Below are 18363 nucleotides of genomic sequence, written 5' to 3'. Positions count from 1 at the left end.
CTCGTCCTTTCGCTCACTTCGTGACGCGCACGATGCCCCAGAGCCCACCGGCGAGCTGGAAGCTCGCCTGATCGAGGTACAGGCGGTCACCGGGGACATCGAACATCCCTCCTGCCCGGAAGAAGGGATTCACGTTCCAGGCGGTCATGGGGCCGATACCGCTCTGCGCGCCGATCGCGAAGGACGCCGGGTTCGGGCCCATGACCCGGGAGGACGAGCCCTTCGCCCACGGGTTGTGCGCCCACTCCGCGCCCCAGAGGCTGAAGGAGTGCTGGCGCCGGTGCCCCGAGGGCTGCAGCACGCGGACGCGCAGGGTGTCGTAGCGCCCCACCGTGAAGAGCGGCGTCGCTGGATCGCCGTGCTCCGCCGAGCTGAAGATGTCGTGGATATCGAGACCCGGGAGCTCGCCGATCCGCCGCTCCGGAGGCACGCCGAGGCGCGCCCACAGCGGCTCGGCGCGGTAGTTGAACGCCTTGTGGCCGGTGCCGTCCGCGTCGAGCTCGCCCACGATGCTCCGGAGCGCGGTGCCGCAGCCCAGGGACGCGTCCGCGCACTGGAACCGCGTCTCCTCGGAGTGCAGGGCCACCTCGTCCTGGTAGAAGAGCACGAGCTCGCGGAACCACCGCTCGACGCCGGCCTGGTCCCGGTACGACACCCACAACGACGCGCGCGTGTTCGGCTTCGGATACCAGGTGGCGTTCGCGGGCTCGACGATCAGCGCCCCGATCGCGCCGTGCATGCCGTGGTTCACCACGTCCGCCATGTCCTTCAGGTTGATCGCGCCGAACTCCACGGGTTGCCAGCGGACGTCGCCGCGGGACGAGACGGAGACGTCGCCCGCGTACCACGTGTATTTCCGCCGTCCGCCCGGCGCGACCGTCTGGTCGAGGTTCTGGCCCACGTTGGCGCCGTCGCTCGTGTTCACGTTGTAAGCCACGAGCTGCGGGTGCAGCGAGACGCGGTTCGAGGTCCTCACCTGGTTGACGTTGAAGCCCTCGACGATGGGAGGGTTGTAGTTCCAGTGAGGCGTCTTCGGCGGGTCGTCGGGCAGGTCGTTGACGAGCGTCACGTGGACGCACTCGCCGGCGGCCGCGCGCAGGATGAGCGGCTCCGGCGCGAGCTTGCCCGACCGGATGGCGCCCAGGTCGGCCTCGTCGACGAACAGGATGGCGTCGGGATCGTAGAGCCCGTATTCCTCGTTGTAGGTGAGGCGATCGCCGGGCAGGTTGCCTGCCGCGGAGATCGCATGAACGACGTACTCCCTCACCTTCGCGTCCGGCGGGCACACCTTGGGCGGCAGGCTCGGGCGCCTCGGCGGCGGGGCGCCCCGGAGCGGCAGGAGGTCGGAGACCGGCTCGCCGTGGACGCGCATGAGCCCCCACATCCCTTCCCACAGGTCGTCCGTCGTGGGGCTCTGGTACAGGTAGTCGGCGCCGCCTGCGCGGTTCTTCGTGAAGAGCGGATCCTCGACGAGCTCGACATCCATCTGCTCCGAGACGCCGATCGGCTGCCCGTTCGAGAAGCCGCTGTCCGGATCGGAGCCGTCTCTGAGCCACTTCTTCCCGTGCAGGGAGAAGATGTGCTGCTCCGCCTGCGCGCCCTGGGTGAGGCGGATCACCGCGCGGTCCCCCTTGTAGGCGCGGAGCAGCGGCGTGAAGGGATCGCCGTGCACCTTCGAGCTGAAGACGTTGTGCATCTCGCCGGCGGCGCCGGCCTTCTGGGTGGTCGCGCCCGTCGCGCAATCGCGGTCGGCGATGCGCAGCGGGATGGGCTCGTGCCGGTAATTGATCAGCCCTGCCCCAGGATCGCGCCAGGAGACGGGCTCGCGGAGGAGCCCCCCGTGGGCGATCGCCTGCGGCAGCGGCACCGCCTGCGTGGCCGGCGAGTTTACCGGATTGCCGCACTCGTCGTAGACGATGGCATAGTCGGCGAAGCTCAGGTTGAACTCGCGGAACGGCGTCCGCCTGTCCCCGCGCGGAAACAGGATATCGGCGCGGTAGCTCGTCGGCCCGCCGTCGGAGCGCTCGCCGAAGAGATCCCCTGTCTCGGGGTCGCGCCAGGTCGATCCGGCGGGCTCGACCACGAGGGCTGCATACAGGCCATGGTGCTGGTGGGAAGAGGCGGAGAAGTGATCGTGGGAGAAGGCCGTGCCGAGGGGGCGCTCCATCCCCGCCGCGGTCACGACCGGATCGGCCCACCAGCGCTGCGTCGTGGACTGCGCCCCGAGCGGCGCGCCGGCGAGGCGCGGGTGCCGCGTCGCCTCGAGCGTCACGCGCGCGCCCGACTCGCGCACCGTGCCGTCGGCGGCCAGCGCGCCGCCGACGGCGTTGGCCGCGCCGATGCGCGCCACGACCTCCTGCGGGGCGAACGTCCCATCCTCGTAATTGAACCCGTTGGCCCCGCCGTCCGACGAGGTGACATCGTACTTCACGAGATGGATGTGCTGACCGACGATATCGGTGGGCGTGAACATCTGAAAATCGTCCGCCTCGAGCGCATCCGGGATGGTGTTCGTGGCGTGGAAGACGACGCACTCGCCGGAGCCGGCGCGGATGAAGAGCGGCTCCGGCGACCTCGTGCCTTCGATCGTGGCCGCGTAGTCCTGCTCGAGGACGATCGTGCGCGCTTGGGGATCATGCCAGCCGGCGCGGTTCACCGTGGCGTCGATCTGGACGTAGGCCGCGCGGTAGGTGCGCACCGGCGCGCCCGGCGGGCAGGGATCGGCGTAGGGCGCGCCGGCTGCAGGGGGCTGGCCGTTCACGAGGAAGAGCGCCGGATCGCCGCCGGGGGTGAAGGCCGGATAGCCCTTGACCGGGAAGCCGTAGCGCGCCGTGGTCGAGACAGCGCCCGGGAACGACCCCGCGTGGAACTCGCCGGCTGCGACCTCCGCCTCGGTGCCGTCGGGCGGCAGGAGCTTCACGTTGGCCCGATGGATCTGCACGTCGAAGGGACCGCGGACGCCGTGCTCGTCGCCCTCCGGCGGGACGCTCGTGATGAGGTGGCGCGGCAGCCCGCCGTCATGCTCGATGTCGCGCGGCGGCTGCGGCGGACGGTGCCCGGCCAGCCCGGCGACGTAGTAGGGATAACCGGGCATGGCCTTGCGCACCGCCTTGCGCCCATCGGGCAGCGAGACCGACGTCGGCTCGTAGGTCGGCATGGGCGCCATCGCCAACTCCGCGATGGGCACGACCGCGGGCGTGGGCGTGCCCATCGCGATCTCGCCGTCCGGCAGGTTCCGGTCCGGCGTGCCCGCCTCGAAGACATCGTGGTTGCGCCAGAGCCCCCACATCCCCTGCACGAAGTGGGGATACAGGTGGCAGTGGTAGATGGCGTCCCCCGCGGTGAGATTGCGGTTGCCGCCCCCGCCGTAGCTCATGTCGTAAGTGAAGGCCGCCCTGGGGCCGATGGTCTGGGAGTCGATGTAAGTGCTGTCGTCGTTGTTCGGCGAGCGCAGCCACTGGTGGCCGTGGGCGTGGAACACGTGCGTCTCGGTCGGGCCAGCGTGCAGGTTCCGGATGCGGACGGGGTCGCCGAGGTAAGCGTGGGAGACGTTCGAGGGGTCGTCCGGGTAGAGGGCGCGAACCGCGTTGCCTGCCTCGTCCCGCTCGATGTTCAGCGCCGGGTCTCCGTTCGCCCATGAGCTCAGGAAGAACTCCTCGAACTTGCACTCCGCGCAGCCGCTGGTGGGACCGATCTTCCTCCGGTTGGCGAGGGCGGCCCCGCCGAGGCTGGCCGCGCCGTAGTTGATGCCGAAGCCGCTGCGCACGCCGTGGTAGGTCGGGTCTCTCTGGAGCTCCGGGAAGGCCTGGACGGAGCCCAGATCGTCGTGGAACATCACGGTGAACTCGCGGAAGTAATCGCGGCTCGCGGACGTCCCGGCCCGGACCTCGGTCTCGTCGAAGCCGGCGATGATCGCGTTGAGATCCCCGTGCACGATCTCGCCTTCGTCGTTGATCATTCGGAGGATCGGCTCGCCCGACGCGTCGAGCGCGTCGTAGTGGATGCGCGGCGTGCCGTCCGGGTTCGGGGGCTCGACCGAGGCGGCCTGGAGCTCTTCGGCCGTGACCTGAGAGCGGTACGCGACGGCGCCCTTCGGCTCGACGATGACGGCGCCGAACAGCGACTGGGAGATCTGCCGCAGCGGCCTTCCGGTGCCGTCCGCGCCGGCCATGGCGCCCCCGCTGTGCATGAGGAACGCGCCCTCGCGGCCGGCGACGAGCTCGTAGGTGCGCGTCTCGCCCGGCGCCGCCAGCGAGCTCTCGTTCTGCCCGACGTTCCCTCCGAGCGCGGCGATGTTCCGGATCTGGAGCCCGACCACGTGGATGGACGCGTGACGCGTCGTCGGGGAGAGGGCCGGGAGCGCCGCGCCGCTCGGCGTGAGCCAGTTCGTGAACGATATGACGAGATCGTCGCCGGCATTCACGCGCAGGACGAGCGGCCTCGGGCGCTTGCCCGGCCGCAGCGCAGCGTTGCCCGGGCCAACCGGCCTCGACGGATCGGCGGCCTCGACGTCCCTTCGGAGCGCATAGACCATCCCCCCCGGGTTGAACGCGTCATAGCGATCATAGACGATCATCTGGTCTATCGCGACGACTTCGGCGTGAACGGTCCTCCCCGAAGCTGACGTATACAATGAATCGCTGATTGCCTGCTCGCCTTGCCCGGACTCCTCGTCGACGAACGGAGCATCGGGGTCCGCGCATCCTATGGCGACGTGCATCACCGCGGCGCACCTGAGCCCTCGCAAACGCCTCATCAACACGTATGCCTCCCTATTCCAAATCAAATTAGAGGGGATCGCTCGCGTCGAACGCGCATCGTCCGGGCGCCGCGAGCGGATTGCAGCATGCCCGAGATGGAATACGGTGTGATGCGCCGCGATGTGCTGAGCCCACCAGCACGGGCGCTGGTTTGACCCCATGCTCCTCTTAGGTCAAGAATTTCCCTGGCTGTACGGGTTCACACGAGACCACCAAGCCATGTTCTGGGCGAAGACGAGTGTTTCCGACATAGGCGTTCTGCCCTCGCCGCCGCCGGACATCGCCGGAGAGCGACGCGAGAGGACAACGCATCCACCGAGCGATGCAGCCGCCGACCGAGCGCTGCCGGGCAGGCGCGGCGTGGGGCGTGGAGACATCGCTGGAGGATGACAGGGTGGGACGTCTTGGGCGCAGGGCGAGCGTCTGCGATGTTGGCACTCGGCGCCCGGGGCCGCCTGGGGCACCCGTCGACTCGCGGAGGGGAACGGCGCGTCATGGACGCCAGCGGCGAGAGGGTCGAGGAGGCCAGCCCCGGGGAGGGTGCCCGGATGGCGCGCGGGCGCGGTGCGCGGGGGAACGGCGAGGGGAGGCGGCGGCGGACGCGCTAGCTCATGTTGTAGGCGACCATCGCGATGCCCGCCGCGATCAGGACGATGCCGCCGATCTGCAGCGTCGTGAGGGTCTCGCGCAGGTAGTAGACGGAGAAGACCGAGATGATCAGGAAGCCGCCCGAGGACATGATCGGATAGGCGATCGACAGGTTGATGCGCTTGAGCGCCAGGACGTAAAACAGGATGTTCGACGCGAAGAGCACGAGCCCGAGCACGAGGTGGTAGTTCGTCGCGAGCGCGAGCCCCTTCTCGACGAGCGTCAGCCCCTCCATCGGAGGGACGCGCCGCGAGGCGAGCTTCATGAGGATGTTCGCGGTCGCGTTGAAGACGAGGGCGATGATGAGGAAGAGGTAACCTTGAGCCATGTCTGCTGTGCGACGAGCGCCGGGGCCCCGGAGGCTCGCCTTCCCGGGAGACCTCTCGCGCAGCGGGCGGCATGGATCAACCGTGAAGCGCGCGCCTTCCTCGCGCCTCGCGCAACGCTCGGTGAAGCTTCGCCGGCGAGCCCAGCCGAAATGGCCGTGGCCGGCCGCCTGCCTCGGTGCGAGACTGCCGCGCGTCATGAGCTTCGAGGGGGTGGATATGTCATTTGCGCCGACGATCGCCGCGGTGGGGACGGCGCTGCCGCCGCACTACGCGACGCAGGAGGAAACATGCGCGGGGCTGCGCCGGCTCTGGGCGGGCAAGGGCGACGCGCTCACGCTCGTCGAGCGGGTGCGGCGGTCGATCGAGGTGCGGGGGCGGCACCTCGCGCTGCCGATCGACGCCTACTACGCGGCCTCGACGTTCGCCGAGCAGAACCGCCGCTGGAACACGTGCGCGCTGGAGCTCGGCGAGCGCGCCTGTCGCGCCGCCCTCGAGCGGGCGGGGCTCGGGCCCGAGGACATCGATCACATCGTCTTCGTCTCGGTCACCGGCATCTCGGCGCCGAGCCTGGACGCGCGGCTCGTCAACCGGCTCGGCTTCCGGCGCGACATCAAGCGCACGCCCATCTTCGGCCTCGGGTGCGTGGCCGGCGTGGCCGGCGTCGGGCGCGTCACCGACACGCTGCGCGCCTTCCCGGGGCACACGTCGCTGCTGCTGTCGGTCGAGCTCTGCTCGCTCACGCTGCAGCACGACGACACCTCGGCGGCGAACGTGATCGCCGCGCAGCTCTTCGCCGACGGCGCCGCCGCCGTCGTGGCGCGCGGCGTGCAGGCCGCCCGCGAGGCCGGCCGGCCGGGCGGGGCGGCGGTGCTCGACGCGCAGGCCGTCTTCTACCCCGAGACAGAGCACATCATGGGGTGGGACGTCGTGGACACCGGCTTCCGGGTCGTCCTCTCCGCGGGCGTCCCGGCGCTCGTGCGCGAGCACGTGCGGCGCGACGTCGACGCGTTCCTCGCGCGGCACCGCCTGTCGCGGGGCGACATCCGCCACTGGATTGTCCACACGGGCGGGCCGAAGGTGCTCGAGGCCATCACCGAGACGCTCGAGCTGCCCGATGACGCGCTCGCCCGCTCGTGGCGCTCGCTGCGCGAGCTCGGCAACCTGTCCTCCGCGTCGGTGCTGTTCGTGCTGCGCGACGTCCTCGACGAGGCGAGCGCCGGGCCCGGCGACTACGGCGTGATGATGGCGTTCGGCCCGGGCTTCTGCTCGGAGATCGCGCTGCTGCGATGGTGACCTCGGAGCTCCTCTACCTCGGCTTCCTGGGCGCCGTGTCGCTCGAGCGGCTGGCCGAGCTCTTCATCTCGCGCCGCAACGCGCGGCGCGCCTTCGCGAAGGGCGGCGTCGAGGTCGGGCAGGGGCACTTCCGGGTGATGGCGCTGATGCACACCGCCTTCCTCGCCGCGTGCGCGCTCGAGGTCGGCGCGCTCGACCGGCCGTTCCCCGGGCTCGTCGGGCTCGCGGCGCTCCTCGTCGCGCTCCTCGCGCAGGGCCTTCGCTACTGGGTCATCGCCACGCTCGGCGAGCAGTGGAACGTACGGATCATCGTCGTGCCCGGCGCGGCGCCGGTCTCCGGCGGGCCGTACCGCTATCTGCGCCACCCGAACTACGCGGCCGTGATCGTCGAGATGGTCGCGATCCCGATGATCCACGGCGCGTGGCTGACCGCGCTCGTCTTCAGCGCGCTCAACGCGGCCGTGCTCCACGTGCGCATCCGCGCCGAGGAGGAGGCGCTCGGGCCCTCGTACGCGGCGCGGATGGGCGGCCTGCCGCGGCTCGTGCCGGGCCGCCGCCCTGCACCGGAGCGCCCCTCGGCGCCGTGACCGCGCGGTGCGACATCGCGGTGGTCGGCGGGGGGCCGGCGGGCCTCGCCGTCGCGATCGGCTGCGCGCTGCGGGGCCATGACGTGCTCGTCCTGGATCAGGCGTCGTGGCCGATCGACAAGGCGTGCGGCGAGGGCGTGATGCCGGAGGGCTGCCGCGCGCTCGCGGAGCTCGGCGTCCTGTCCGAGCTCGACCCGGCCGAGCGAGCGCCCATCGAGGGCATCCGGTACCTGCGCGCGGACGGCCTGCGCGTCGAGGCGCCGCTGCCGGCGCCCGGGGGGCTCGGCGTGCGCCGCACGGCGCTGTCCGCGGCGCTCTCGGCGCGGGCGCGCGCTGCCGGCGCGCGGCTCGCTGCGGGCGAGCCGCTGCTCGATGTCGAGCGGACGGCGGACGGCGCGCGGCTCATCACGCGGCGGCGCGTCGTGGAGGCGCGCTACGTCGTCGGCGCCGACGGGCTCGGCTCGCGCGTGCGCCGCGCGCTCGGCTGGGACGCGCCGCCCTCGGGGCCGCGCCGGCTCGGCCTGCGCCAGCACTTCCGGTGCGCGCCGTGGTCGTCGTTCGTCGAGGTGCACCTCGGCGACGGGGTCGAGGCGTACGTGACGCCCGCGGGCCCGCAGCGCGTCGGGGTGGCGTTCCTGTGGGACGGCGATCGCCTCGAGGGGCGCGCGTCGACCGAGCGCCTCGTGCGCCGCTTCCCGGCGCTGGCCGAGCGGGTCGCGGGCGCGCCTGTCGACTCGACGGCGCGGGGCAGCGGCCCGCTCGAGCGGGCGTCTTCGCGGCTCCATGACGACCGCTTCGTGCTTGTCGGCGACGCGGCGGGCTACATCGACGCCATCACCGGCGAGGGGATCTCGCTCGCGCTCGTCGGCGCGGCGGCGCTGTCGACCGCCCTCGACGCGGCCCTGCGCGGCGGCGGCGCGGCCCCGCTCGCCGCCTATGCCCGCGTGTTCCGGCAGGCCTTCCTGCGCTACGCGGTGGCGACGCGCGCGGTGCTCTTCGTCGCGCGGCGCCCGCGCCTCCGGGACGGCCTCCTGTCCGCGCTCGCGCTCGCTCCCGGGCTCTTCCGGCACGCGGTCGGCGCGGTCCTGCGTCCGCGCGCTCCGGCGGGGCCCGGCGGGCGCCTTGTGGGACCAGGACCGCTCGGATAGGCTCCCGCCGCTCAGCGCCCCGGCGCGTGGAGGATGGATCCGGATGATCCGGCGAGAAGGAGCCTGCCAAGTGCAATTGCCTGCTTTGGGTGTCGCAGAGGTGAGCGTGAAGGAAAGCGCCGGGGTCTCCCCTTCCCTCCCCGTCCGGACCGCTCGTGTTGCGCGCCGCCTTGCCGCGCTGCTCGCGCCCGCGCTCCTCGTCGGGTGCGGTTACACCGAGTTCGAGATGCAGGCCCAGCTGGACCGGTCCGAGCGCCTTCAGCGCGAGCTGCAGACCACCCAGCAGCGCGTTCGCCGGCTGGAAGACGACGCCGCGCGCGGGGGCGCTGCGGGGGTGTCGGCGGAAGATCCGCTGGGCGCGGAGGGCCTCGAGCTCGGCGCCGCGCCGGGCGCGCAGCGCGGAGAGCCGGCCGGGGCTCGCCCGCCGTCCGAGCGCGACAGCGGTGTCCTGAGGGCGTTCCTCCCGGTCGCCGCCGGGGAGGTCACGGTCGCGCCGCGCGACGGCCGCGTGGTCATCTCGATCCCGACGCGGGTCCTGTTCAAGGGGAACCGCGACGCGTTCTCCCCGGCGGGCGAGAAGATCCTGCGGGACATCGCCGCGATCATCCGCAGCAACGAGCCGCTCAAGGGCCTAGATTACCAGGTCGTCGGCCACACCGCGAGCGGCACGCCGGGCGTGGCGTGGCGCAACGGCTGGGATGTCACGGTCGCGCAAGCGCGCGCCGTGCTGCTCTTCCTCGCGCAGCCCAAGGAGGCCGGCCTGCCCGTCGCCCGCTTGAGCCTGGCGAGCTTCGCCGACCTTCCGCCGGCCGACGCGGGCGGCGGTGCCCCCGCGCAGCCGCAGGATGCGCGCCTGGAGATCGTGGTGGAGGGGACGGCGCAGATCTCGGAGAGCCCGGCCGGAGAGGCCCGCCCCGCCGGAGAGGCTCGTCCGGCCGGAGAGGCCCGCCCCGCCGGAGAGGCCCGCCCGGGAGCCGGCGTGAAGAGCGCGGACGAGACGTATCCCTGAAAGTGAGCCGCGCGCGGCCGCGGACGGTCGTCCGCGGCGAGCCCGTCACGCGCCCCGCAGCGCCTCGACCCTTCTCCTGAGCGCCCCCGCGTCCCCGAGCTCGCCCAGCACCGCGCGCACCGCGTCCGGCGCGGCGGCCGCCACGGTGTCGTGGACCCGCGCCCGTAGCCGCCGGCCGCTCGCCACCAGGTAGGCCGCCGCGAGCGCCGCGGCCACCTCCCTGTCGGCGCCGCCGCGCTGGAGGAGCGACTCGGCCAGCCCGCAGAGCGCCTCGACCGCCTTGGCCACCTGGGCGCCGTAGATGGAGTGCGCCGAGTCGATGCCCTGCTCGTGGCACGCCGCGAGGCACAGCGCCGTGCTGGTGAGCCGGCCGAGATCTGTCGACTCGCCGCGCTCCCAGAGCCCGGACGCGAGCTGCTCCTCGAAGACGCGCCCCGGGCCGGCTCCCTGCGGCTCGGCCCCTCCGGGAGCGGCGCTCGGCGCCGGCGCCGGGGGCGCTGCCGGCCCGGACCCGTGCTGCGCTCCTCCGGGTCGACCCCCCGCGACGGCGCCCGCGGGGGCCGCGGCGCCCGCCGGTCCGGCCACGGCGCTCGGCTGGAAGAGCTGCTTGGCGCGCGACAGCAGGCCGCCGCGGGCGGCCGGCGCCGACTCGAGGGCGTCGATCGACCGGCCGTCTTGGACCGCCATCGGAGCGGGCGCGACGGCCCTGGCCCTCATGACGGCAGGACCGCCCAACCTGGGACCGCCGCTGCTCCTCGGCATCGCGGCGAACACGGCGGCCGGACCCGCGGGGCCGCGGCGGCTGGACATCCCCCACCCCGCCGGAGCGCTCACCGGCACCGGCCTCGCCTCGGGCTGCCCGTGGGCCCGCCGGTCGCCCGTCCGCCGCTCGATCACCACGAACGACGCGTGCTTCGAGGCGACCCGGTGCCGGATCGCGAGGTCCACGATGCGCTTGCGCATCGCCTCGGCGCGCTTGCCGGACAGCCCTCGCTCCGACGCCTCGAGCTCGCGCACCCGCGCACCCGCCCACAGCGCCTCGAGCCCGGGCCGCGACGCCTCCGCCGCGAGCTCGACCGGCACCTCGAGGTGGAAGCGCTCTCCGCGCAGGCTCCCGCGCAGCTCCACGCGCCCCATCCCCGGCTGCCCGTAGCGGCCGTGGAGCACCCACGGCTCGCCGTCGACGAGCGCCGGGAGCTCGGCCGGCGCGAGCTCGCCGACGTCGACGCCCTCGAAGCGCGCCTCGATCCCGGTGACCCGGATCGCCGTCGCCCGCGCGAACTGCGCCGTCACCTTCTCGTCGATGCGCTCGCCCGGGTGGATGAGCTCCGCGGCGCCCTGCGTCCGGCGCGCGAGGTCGTTCACGAGCAGATCGCTCACGTTGGCCCCGATCCCGAACGTGTAGACCCGCACCCCCTTGCCCACCGCGGCGACCCGATCGACGATCTCGGCTTCATTGCCCACCTGACCGTCCGTCAACAGCACGACCACGCGGTCCCGATCCGTGTCGCCGAGCATGCCCACGGCGGCGAGCAGCGGCTTCAGCATCTCCGTCCCGCCGGACGCGACGAGGCCCTCGACGAACGCGTCGGCGGCCTCGAGGGTCCGCTGCGTGAACGGGGCGAGCGACGGCTGCATCAGCCGGAAATCGTTGGAGAAAGCGATCACCCCGAACCGGTCTCCCTCGGCGAGGTGGCGGAGGCACAGGCGGAGCGCGCGCTTCGCCTGGTCGATCGACGCGCCCTGCATCGAGCCCGACACGTCGACCACGAACACGACGTCGCGCCGGGCGGACGACCGCTTCGCGTCGAACAGGTCCGGCACCACGGTGAGGGCGAAGGTCCCCTCCCGGCCGGCGGCCCTGTCGCAGACCAGGCCCGCCTGCACGCCCGGCGCGCCCGCGGCGATCAGCACGATGTCCCGATCGAGCGCGGCCTTGTCGCTCCGGAGCGACACGCGCTGTCGCCCCCCCTCCTCGCGGCGCACGGCGAGCGCGTGCGAGGGGCTCTCGATCGCGACGTCGCGCCCGACGTCGAAGACGATGTCCACGGTGATGCCGTAGTCGACCCGCGCGATCTCGGGGGAGATGCGGTCGGCGTCGGGCACCTCGTCCGTGGGCTCGTGGACGCCGTGCGCGGTCCGCTCGCCCCCGGGCGCGCCGGGGATGTAGCGGGGCGCGACGAGAGTCGGGATCATGAGCCGCAGCGCCCCCTCGTCGGCCTTCAGCGGCTGCACGAACGCGACCTCGACGACCGTCTCCTCCCCGGGCAGGAGGTTGCCGACGCTGGCCGTGAACACGTTGCGCCGCTCCTCGTCGAGCAGCGCCGCGCCGTGCCCCGTGGCGATCGCCTCGTCGTAGTCCCGGAACGCCTCTTCCCGCTCCTTGACCTCCCCCTCGAGCCTGCGGCCGGCGCACTCCATGGCGAAGCCCGCGATGCTCGCCTCGCTCGGCAGCGGGAAGGTGTAGATCGCCTCGATCGGCCGGCGCTCCTCGTTCCGGTAGCGCTGCCGCACCACGAGCCGCGCCACCCCGCCGAAGACCTCCCCCGAGAGGGAGACGCCGAGCAGCGGGACCGGGTGGCCCTCCGAGGTGCATAGACACGACATCGGCGTCGTCGCCGGGCGCAAGGGATCGGTGGTCGGAATCATCGCGAGCCTTTCGGGGCAAGGGGTGTGTAGCGAGACTCGATATCGAGGGCGATGCGCCGCGAGCGCTCGGGCGCGTCGCTCCGCACGTGGAGCTCCACCCCGTCGGCGATCTCGACCCGCTCCCAGCGCCCGCCGCGCGGCGCTCCGGCGGCGGGGGGCTCTGCCGCGGCCGCCGCCTCCGGACCGGCGCAGCGAGCCGCCTGCGCGGCGGGCGGCGCCCCCGCGGCGAGGCGCTCGATCTCGTCCAGGCCGGCGCCAGCGAGGCGCGCCTGGATCTCCTCGAGCGGCAGGTGCGCCTGCTGGAGGACCTTGATGGCACGGAGCCGAGCGAGGTGCTCTCGCCCGTAGGAGGTGTCCTTCCCGCGGAACTCGGGGGCCGGCAGGAGGCCGCGCTGCACGTAATACCGCACCGTGCGCGGCGCCACGCCCGCCTCGCCCGCGAGCTCGTCGAGCTTGTACGTCATCACGGGGAGCATCCTGGATCGTGACACTAAAACTGTCAAGTAGACACTCACCTCGAGAGAAAGCGCCTCGGGAGAGGGCGCGTGCGGTTACTGCCCGCGGGCGTCGTTCGTGTGACCGGAGAGCGGCGTCTACGCGGTGCTCGTTGCTCGTAGGAGCTCACCCGGGCGTTCTCCGACGTTGTATTCTGGCCGGTGAGGAGGAAGTGAGCATTCTGGCCGGTGAGGAGGAAGTGAGCGCGTCGTTCGGCGTAGATCGTGATGGAAGAGGGTGGCCGTGCTCCGGGACAGCCCCGGCTCGCGGCGCTTTTTTTTCGCGGAGGGTCGGGTCGACACCCCTGCCATCCTGCCGGACAGCACACGATACGGACGAAAGGCGGCCGGCCCCGGCAGGATGCTGACGAGAGCGAGCCAGACGCGACCGGTTCGCTGCAAGCCAATCAGGACGTCGGCTCGAGAGCCGCTCACGATAAATCCCCTATGATCTCGCTTCCTTGGCCTCCGAGCTCCACGGCGCAGCGCTCCGCTCTGGTCCTCGCTCGGTCGCCTCTCCACGGCGCGGCGATGCGCTTCCTCCGGAGCTCCACGACAGCCGCAGCGCTGCTCGCAAGCACGCTCGCGCCGCGCCCCGCCGCCGCCGCGCCCGACACGCCGCTGCCCCATGCCAAGCCGCCGGCGGAGCCGTCCCACGATGCGCCGCCCGCCGCGCCGTCCCACGATACGCCGCCCGCCGCACCGTCCCACGATGCGCCGCCCGCCGCGCCGCCCCGCGATACGCCGCCCGCCGCGCTCGTCCCACCAGCGCCGCTCACGGCGCTCGGCGCCGACTACCCTGACGGGGCGCACGGCGACGCGACAGTTCGCCTCGTTCTCACGGTCAACGCGGACGGGACCGTCCGCTCCGCGATCGCCGAGGAGGGGCCCGAGCCGTTCGCATCGGCCGCCATGGCCGCCGCGACGTCGTTCCGCTTTGCGCCGGCCACCCGGGACGGCGCGCCGGTCGCAGCCAAGATCCGCGTCGAGGTCCGCTTCATCGAGGCCGCGCCGCCCGCGCCGCCCGGCGCCTCCGCGCCTGCACCTGCGCCCGCGCCGGAGCGCCCGACCAGGGCGCCCGGGCTGCCGCCGGAGGCGCCGCGGTCGCTCGAGGTCACCGTGCGCGGCGAGCTGCCGGCGCCCGGCGTCTCCAGCTTGAGCCGCGGCGAGGTCCGGATCGTCCCCGGCGCGTTCGGCGACCCCTTCCGCGCCATCGAGATGCTCCCCGGGGTGACCCCCATCGTCTCGGGGCTACCGTTCTTCTATGTCCGCGGCTCGCCGCCGGGCAACGTCGGTTACTTCCTCGATGGCGTCCGCGTCCCCTACCTCTATCACCTCGGGCTCGGGCCTTCCGTTGTCCATCCCGGGATCGTCGATCGCGTCGACCTCTATCCTGGCGGCTACCCCGCGCGTCACGGGCGGTACGCGGGCGGGATCGTCTCCGGCGAGACGACGCCGCCGCTCCCGTACTGGCACGGTGAGGGCATGCTCCGGCTCGTCGACGTGGGCGGGCTCGTCGAGGGCCCCTTCGCCGGCGGCCGCGGGGTCGCGCTCGTGGGCGGCCGCTACTCCTACACGGCGTTGCTCCTCTCGCTCGCCGCCCCCGAGGTCGCGCTCGATTACTGGGATTACCAGGCCCGGCTGTCCTACGAGATCGTCCCGGAAGGCCGGGTGAGCCTCTTCGCGTTCGGCGCCCACGACTTCCTGGCGACCGACGAAGACGGCGAGAAGACGACCCTCTTCGACACGACATTTCACCGGATCGATCTCCGGTACGATCATGCGTATGGCCGGGGCAGCGCGCTGCGCGGCGCGCTGACGCTCGGCCACGACGAGACGGGGATCGGGGGAGACCAGAAAGCGCTGACGCGGAGCCTCGGCGCGCGCCTCACGCTCGCTCATCGGCTCCCCGACGAGACAACGATCCGCGCCGGCATCGACGCCGTGGTCGACGACAACGAGATCGATCTCGACACCGACGCCGGCGGCCCCCCGGACGACGACTTCCTCTCGAGCCGTGTCGACCTCACGGTGGGCGGCTACATCGAATCCGACATCGCGGTCACCTCGCGCCTGCGCATCACCCCGGGGCTCCGGCTCGATCTCTACCGCTCGGACGATACGGTCGCGCTCGCCGTCGATCCGCGGTTATCTGCGCGGCTCTCCCTGGGGCGCGGCGTGACGTTCGTGCAGGCGCACGGCCTCGCGTCCCAGCTGCCGAGCTTCGTCGTCCCGATCCCCGGCTTCCGCCCGGGCCTCGACGGCGGCCTCCAGCGGAGCTTCCAGTCGAGCGCCGGCCTCGAGGTCGCGCTGCCGGAGGACATCACCGCGACGGTCTCGGTGTTCCACAACGCGTTCTTCAACATGACCGACGCGCTCGGCTCTCTGGGCCTGGATTCGATCGAGGACGCCTTCACGCTCCGCGCGCTCGGCGCCGCGACCGGCGTGGAGCTGTCGGCCCACCGGAAGCTCACGCGGCGCGTCGGTGGATTCGCGTCGTACACGCTGTCCCGCTCCACCCGCAGCATCGGCCGCACCCGGCAGGTGAGCTCGTTCGATCGGGCCCACGTGGCGAACGTCGCGCTGACCTACGACCTCGGCCGCGGATACAGGGCTGGCGGGCGCTTCGTGTTCTACTCCGGGCTTCCCCAGAAGATCGGCGGCGCGACGCTTCCGCCGCTCGGCGGCGTCCCTGGAGGATCCGGACCCCTCGCCGGCGGAGCGCCGCGGTGGGAGCGCCTGCCGCCGTTCTTCCGCCTCGATGTCCGCCTGGAGAAGCGCTGGCCCATCGGGAAGTCAGGCTGGCTGTCGCTCGTCCTCGACGTGCTCAACTCCACGCTGTCGAAGGAGACCATGCCGGGGATGTGCGATGCGTTCTCGTCGTGCGAGCCGACCGAGTTCGGGCCGGTCACGATCCCGAACTTCGGCCTGGAGGGCGGGTTCTGACGGACGCAGCGGGACGAGATGGGCGTGGACGAGGCGCGCGCGCTCGCGCCTCAGCAGCGGATTTCGGGCTACGAGGAGGCGGCGCTCGGGTGTGTCTCCGAGAACGCCCTCCGTTCTTTCTTGAGCCAGGCCAGGAGGGCCTTCTGTCGCGCTCGCAGCTCGGCGTCGCGCTCGAAGAGGGCCTTCTGCTTCGTCAGGACGAGCGTCTGGGGGCTCCCGCTGCGGATCGTCGTGTGGGTCAAGGGCAAGCGGTGGAGCTCGATGACGTCATGGATGTGCCTCCGCCGCTCCTTCGCAAGAGGCCACGCATGCTCGATCCGGCCTCGATCGCGCAGGAACACCGAGAGCCCTTTGCATAGCACGCACGTGCATCCGGACGGAGGCTCGATCGACCAGTCATCCGAGCTGCGCGCCTTCGCCGCGAGGATTCGTTCGAGCGAACCCACGACACGGCGATACAGCGCTTGCAGCCCGAGGGCCCTCACTGCGGCCGGCGTGCGTCCTTCCCGGCACCTCCGGAGCAGCGCGCCGGCCGTCATGACCGGCAGCGCCGTCTCTGGCGCGGTGAGGGAGGCGATGAGGTCGTCGCGGATGGACGGCGCCTGGATCACGGCGGCGGTCTCCAGCAGCGCAAGCGTGTCGTCGAGGTGACGCTCGACGCCCTCTTCCCGGAGGGCCCCGGGCAGCCGGAGCGCGCCGGTGTAGCTTTGTTTGAACGAGGCCACCTCGCGCGACAGGACCCATGCGGCGAGCGCCTTGCCGTGGTCTCCGCCGGCACAGAGCGCCTCGCAGAGACGAGGGAGGAACGAGCGCCACGGCGGCGTATCGTAGCGTGCGTCCTCGGCCCATGCGGAAAAGACCCGTTGCGAAGCCTCGAGGCCGTAGCGCTGGACGAGGGCGACGAAGGCGGGCGTCGTGCGGGGGCCGAGCCAGTGCGGTCCCAACGGCGAGAGCAGCCCGAGCGCGAGATTGGCATCGCCGAGCGCCGCCGACACCTCGAGCAGCTTCAGGAAGAACCTCTCGTCGGTGTCCTTTGGAGCAGATTGGCTCCAGAAGGGCAGGAGCTCGTTCGCCCTCTCGCGCGCTTCGTCCGTGGCGCCCGCGTCGATGCGCGCGGCGAGCTCGTCCACGGCCCAGGACGGGTCAATCTTCGCTCGAACCACGAAATCGCGATCTCGCGGCCACATCACGAGAGCGGCCCGATGGTACCAGCGGTCCACGGTGTTGCCGTAATTGCCCATGTAGCCTTCGTGCTCGGACCGGAACGGCTCCATCTCCACCGACCCCCTGGTGAAGCAGATCTCGTGGCTCGCCGGGTGCGCCGAGAGGCCCGGCGCGAGCCGCCCGTCCGGTCCCACCCAGTGGCGGAGCTCGACGTCCGTCATGATGAGCTCGATGAGCTCATGGTCCTCCGCGTCGCGAGCGTCATCGGACGCGTCGTCGCGGCGTCCGAAGGCGCGCCGGCCGTATCCGTCGTCCCAATCGTCCCCCTCGCACGACCAGCTCTCGTGCACGTCGGCGAGGGCGAGGTACACCTCGCAATCGAGGCGCTCGGCCACCTGCCGCAGCGCAGCGGCGCGCAGCCGATCCGCGTTCTTGAGGCGGCCCCACCCCAGGCTCTTCTGCGTGTATTCGTGGTCCAGGAGGTAGATCAAGCGGTCCGGCCGCTGCGGGGGAGCCTTCGAGTACGGGATCGCGACCGGCGTCGAGAAGTATGCCTTGACGCTCGCGCAGAGGCGTTCGACGGCGGGGGGGCGGAGCGGCACGCGAGCTTCCGCTGCCCCGCGGAAGAGGAGATGATACGTGAGGGTGATCCGGTAGCCTGCGTCGACGGGCTTCACCTCGTGGTGGCAATCCGCGTAGAAGGCGATGAGCGACAGGTCCTTCGGCCCCCGCGTGGCCGAAGGAAAGACCTTCGTCTCCCGATGGTGCTGGACGACGATGGCTCCGCCTTCGTGCCTGGACGGCAGCTCCACCACGAGGGATCCTACCATGTCGTCGTCCCTCTCGGAGTCCTGGTGTGGCGCGAAGAACTGGCCGGGGCCGTACACGAGCATCTTGTCGAGAGCGGCCTCGAGCTTGCCTTCCTCCGGCAACCCGAGGCGCTGCCGGAGGATCGCGAGCCTGGGCTCGAGGGTGCGCCGCCATCTTCGCGTGTCGATCGAGATCCGACGCCTGTCGATCTCCCACGTGTCGCGCACGCGCACGTCGTGCACGGTCCTGTCGCGCCGCCCGTACGGCGCCGGATCGGCGACGGCGCACAGCTTTCGCGCCGCGGCGATCGAGATCGGGAAACGGATGGGACCGACCCCCTCGATCTCGATGTGGAGATCGTCCGAGCCGCATCCGAGCTCGGTCGCGAACTCACCTTCTGCTTCGACGGCCGCGAGCGCCGCCGTGACCTCGTCCAACATCGCTCACCTCGCTGGTAAATGCGTCTCTCGACGAGGCGAGCCTCGCCGCGTGTGCTGGAAGACTGCGCGATGCGTCTCCATCGGGC

10 protein-coding genes are annotated in these 18363 nt (G+C 72.2%); 5 read left to right on the top strand and 5 right to left on the bottom strand.

Annotated elements, in window-relative coordinates:
- Positions 1-13 precede the first annotated feature (13 nt).
- Both WMF28_RS10370 and WMF28_RS10365 read right to left on the bottom strand, forming a co-directional pair.
- The gene (locus WMF28_RS10370) at positions 14-4576 is read right to left on the bottom strand and encodes a copper oxidase (protein ID WP_437602002.1); all 4563 of its coding nucleotides are present in this window, start codon (positions 4574-4576) and stop codon (positions 14-16) included.
- Between the two features lie 788 nt (positions 4577-5364).
- Positions 5365-5736 (bottom strand): DMT family transporter, encoded by a 372-nt coding sequence (locus tag WMF28_RS10365; protein WP_437489535.1) that lies wholly within the window; start codon positions 5734-5736, stop codon positions 5365-5367.
- Positions 5737-5953: 217 nt separating this feature from the next.
- On the opposite strand from WMF28_RS10365, the gene WMF28_RS10360 reads away from it, so the two are divergent.
- From WMF28_RS10360 to WMF28_RS10345, 4 genes are all read left to right on the top strand, one after another.
- Positions 5954-7030, top strand: coding sequence for a type III polyketide synthase (locus tag WMF28_RS10360; protein ID WP_437602001.1), 1077 nt, complete (start codon positions 5954-5956; stop codon positions 7028-7030).
- Positions 7024-7617, top strand: coding sequence for an isoprenylcysteine carboxyl methyltransferase family protein (locus WMF28_RS10355; RefSeq protein ID WP_437602000.1), 594 nt, complete (start codon positions 7024-7026; stop codon positions 7615-7617). Before WMF28_RS10360 ends, WMF28_RS10355 begins: the two co-directional genes overlap by 7 nt.
- Positions 7614-8765, top strand: a complete 1152-nt coding sequence (locus tag WMF28_RS10350) for an NAD(P)/FAD-dependent oxidoreductase (RefSeq protein WP_437601999.1) — start codon at positions 7614-7616, stop codon at positions 8763-8765. Before WMF28_RS10355 ends, WMF28_RS10350 begins: the two co-directional genes overlap by 4 nt.
- Before the next feature lie 106 nt (positions 8766-8871).
- The gene (locus tag WMF28_RS10345; RefSeq protein WP_437601997.1) at positions 8872-9774 is read left to right on the top strand and encodes an OmpA/MotB family protein; all 903 of its coding nucleotides are present in this window, start codon (positions 8872-8874) and stop codon (positions 9772-9774) included.
- 45 nt (positions 9775-9819) lie between these two features.
- Here the strand turns inward: WMF28_RS10345 and WMF28_RS10340 are convergent, their stop codons facing one another.
- Together WMF28_RS10340 and WMF28_RS10335 are read right to left on the bottom strand one after the other, a co-directional pair.
- Complete coding sequence (locus WMF28_RS10340; protein ID WP_437601996.1) at positions 9820-12423, bottom strand: VIT domain-containing protein; 2604 nt, start codon at positions 12421-12423, stop codon at positions 9820-9822.
- Positions 12420-12887, bottom strand: coding sequence for a helix-turn-helix domain-containing protein (locus tag WMF28_RS10335; protein ID WP_437604239.1), 468 nt, complete (start codon positions 12885-12887; stop codon positions 12420-12422). Before WMF28_RS10335 ends, WMF28_RS10340 begins: the two co-directional genes overlap by 4 nt.
- A 477-nt stretch (positions 12888-13364) precedes the next feature.
- Between WMF28_RS10335 and WMF28_RS10330 the strand changes: the two genes are divergently transcribed.
- Complete coding sequence (locus WMF28_RS10330) at positions 13365-15863, top strand: TonB-dependent receptor domain-containing protein (RefSeq protein WP_437601994.1); 2499 nt, start codon at positions 13365-13367, stop codon at positions 15861-15863.
- Between the two features lie 68 nt (positions 15864-15931).
- On the opposite strand, the gene WMF28_RS10325 is transcribed toward WMF28_RS10330, so the two are convergent.
- A complete protein-coding gene (locus WMF28_RS10325; RefSeq protein ID WP_437601993.1) occupies positions 15932-18277 on the bottom strand; it encodes a 2OG-Fe(II) oxygenase in 2346 nt (781 codons plus the stop codon).
- Positions 18278-18363: the final 86 nt, after the last annotated feature.

Source organism: Sorangium sp. So ce590 (assembly GCF_051521365.1).
Classification (GTDB): domain Bacteria; phylum Myxococcota_A; class Polyangia; order Polyangiales; family Polyangiaceae; genus Sorangium.
The sequence above is the reverse complement of the archived record's forward strand: the minus strand, read 5'-3'. Positions and strand labels throughout refer to the sequence as shown.

Coding starts and splice junctions, on each gene's coding strand:
- WMF28_RS10370 (WP_437602002.1), bottom strand. CDS start 4,576: ATGATCGTCTATGATCGCTATGACGCGTTCAACCCGGGGGGGATGGTC.
- WMF28_RS10365 (WP_437489535.1), bottom strand. CDS start 5,736: ATGGCTCAAGGTTACCTCTTCCTCATCATCGCCCTCGTCTTCAACGCG.
- WMF28_RS10360 (WP_437602001.1), top strand. CDS start 5,954: ATGTCATTTGCGCCGACGATCGCCGCGGTGGGGACGGCGCTGCCGCCG.
- WMF28_RS10355 (WP_437602000.1), top strand. CDS start 7,024: ATGGTGACCTCGGAGCTCCTCTACCTCGGCTTCCTGGGCGCCGTGTCG.
- WMF28_RS10340 (WP_437601996.1), bottom strand. CDS start 12,423: ATGATTCCGACCACCGATCCCTTGCGCCCGGCGACGACGCCGATGTCG.
- WMF28_RS10335 (WP_437604239.1), bottom strand. CDS start 12,887: ATGACGTACAAGCTCGACGAGCTCGCGGGCGAGGCGGGCGTGGCGCCG.
- WMF28_RS10330 (WP_437601994.1), top strand. CDS start 13,365: ATGATCTCGCTTCCTTGGCCTCCGAGCTCCACGGCGCAGCGCTCCGCT.
- WMF28_RS10325 (WP_437601993.1), bottom strand. CDS start 18,277: ATGTTGGACGAGGTCACGGCGGCGCTCGCGGCCGTCGAAGCAGAAGGT.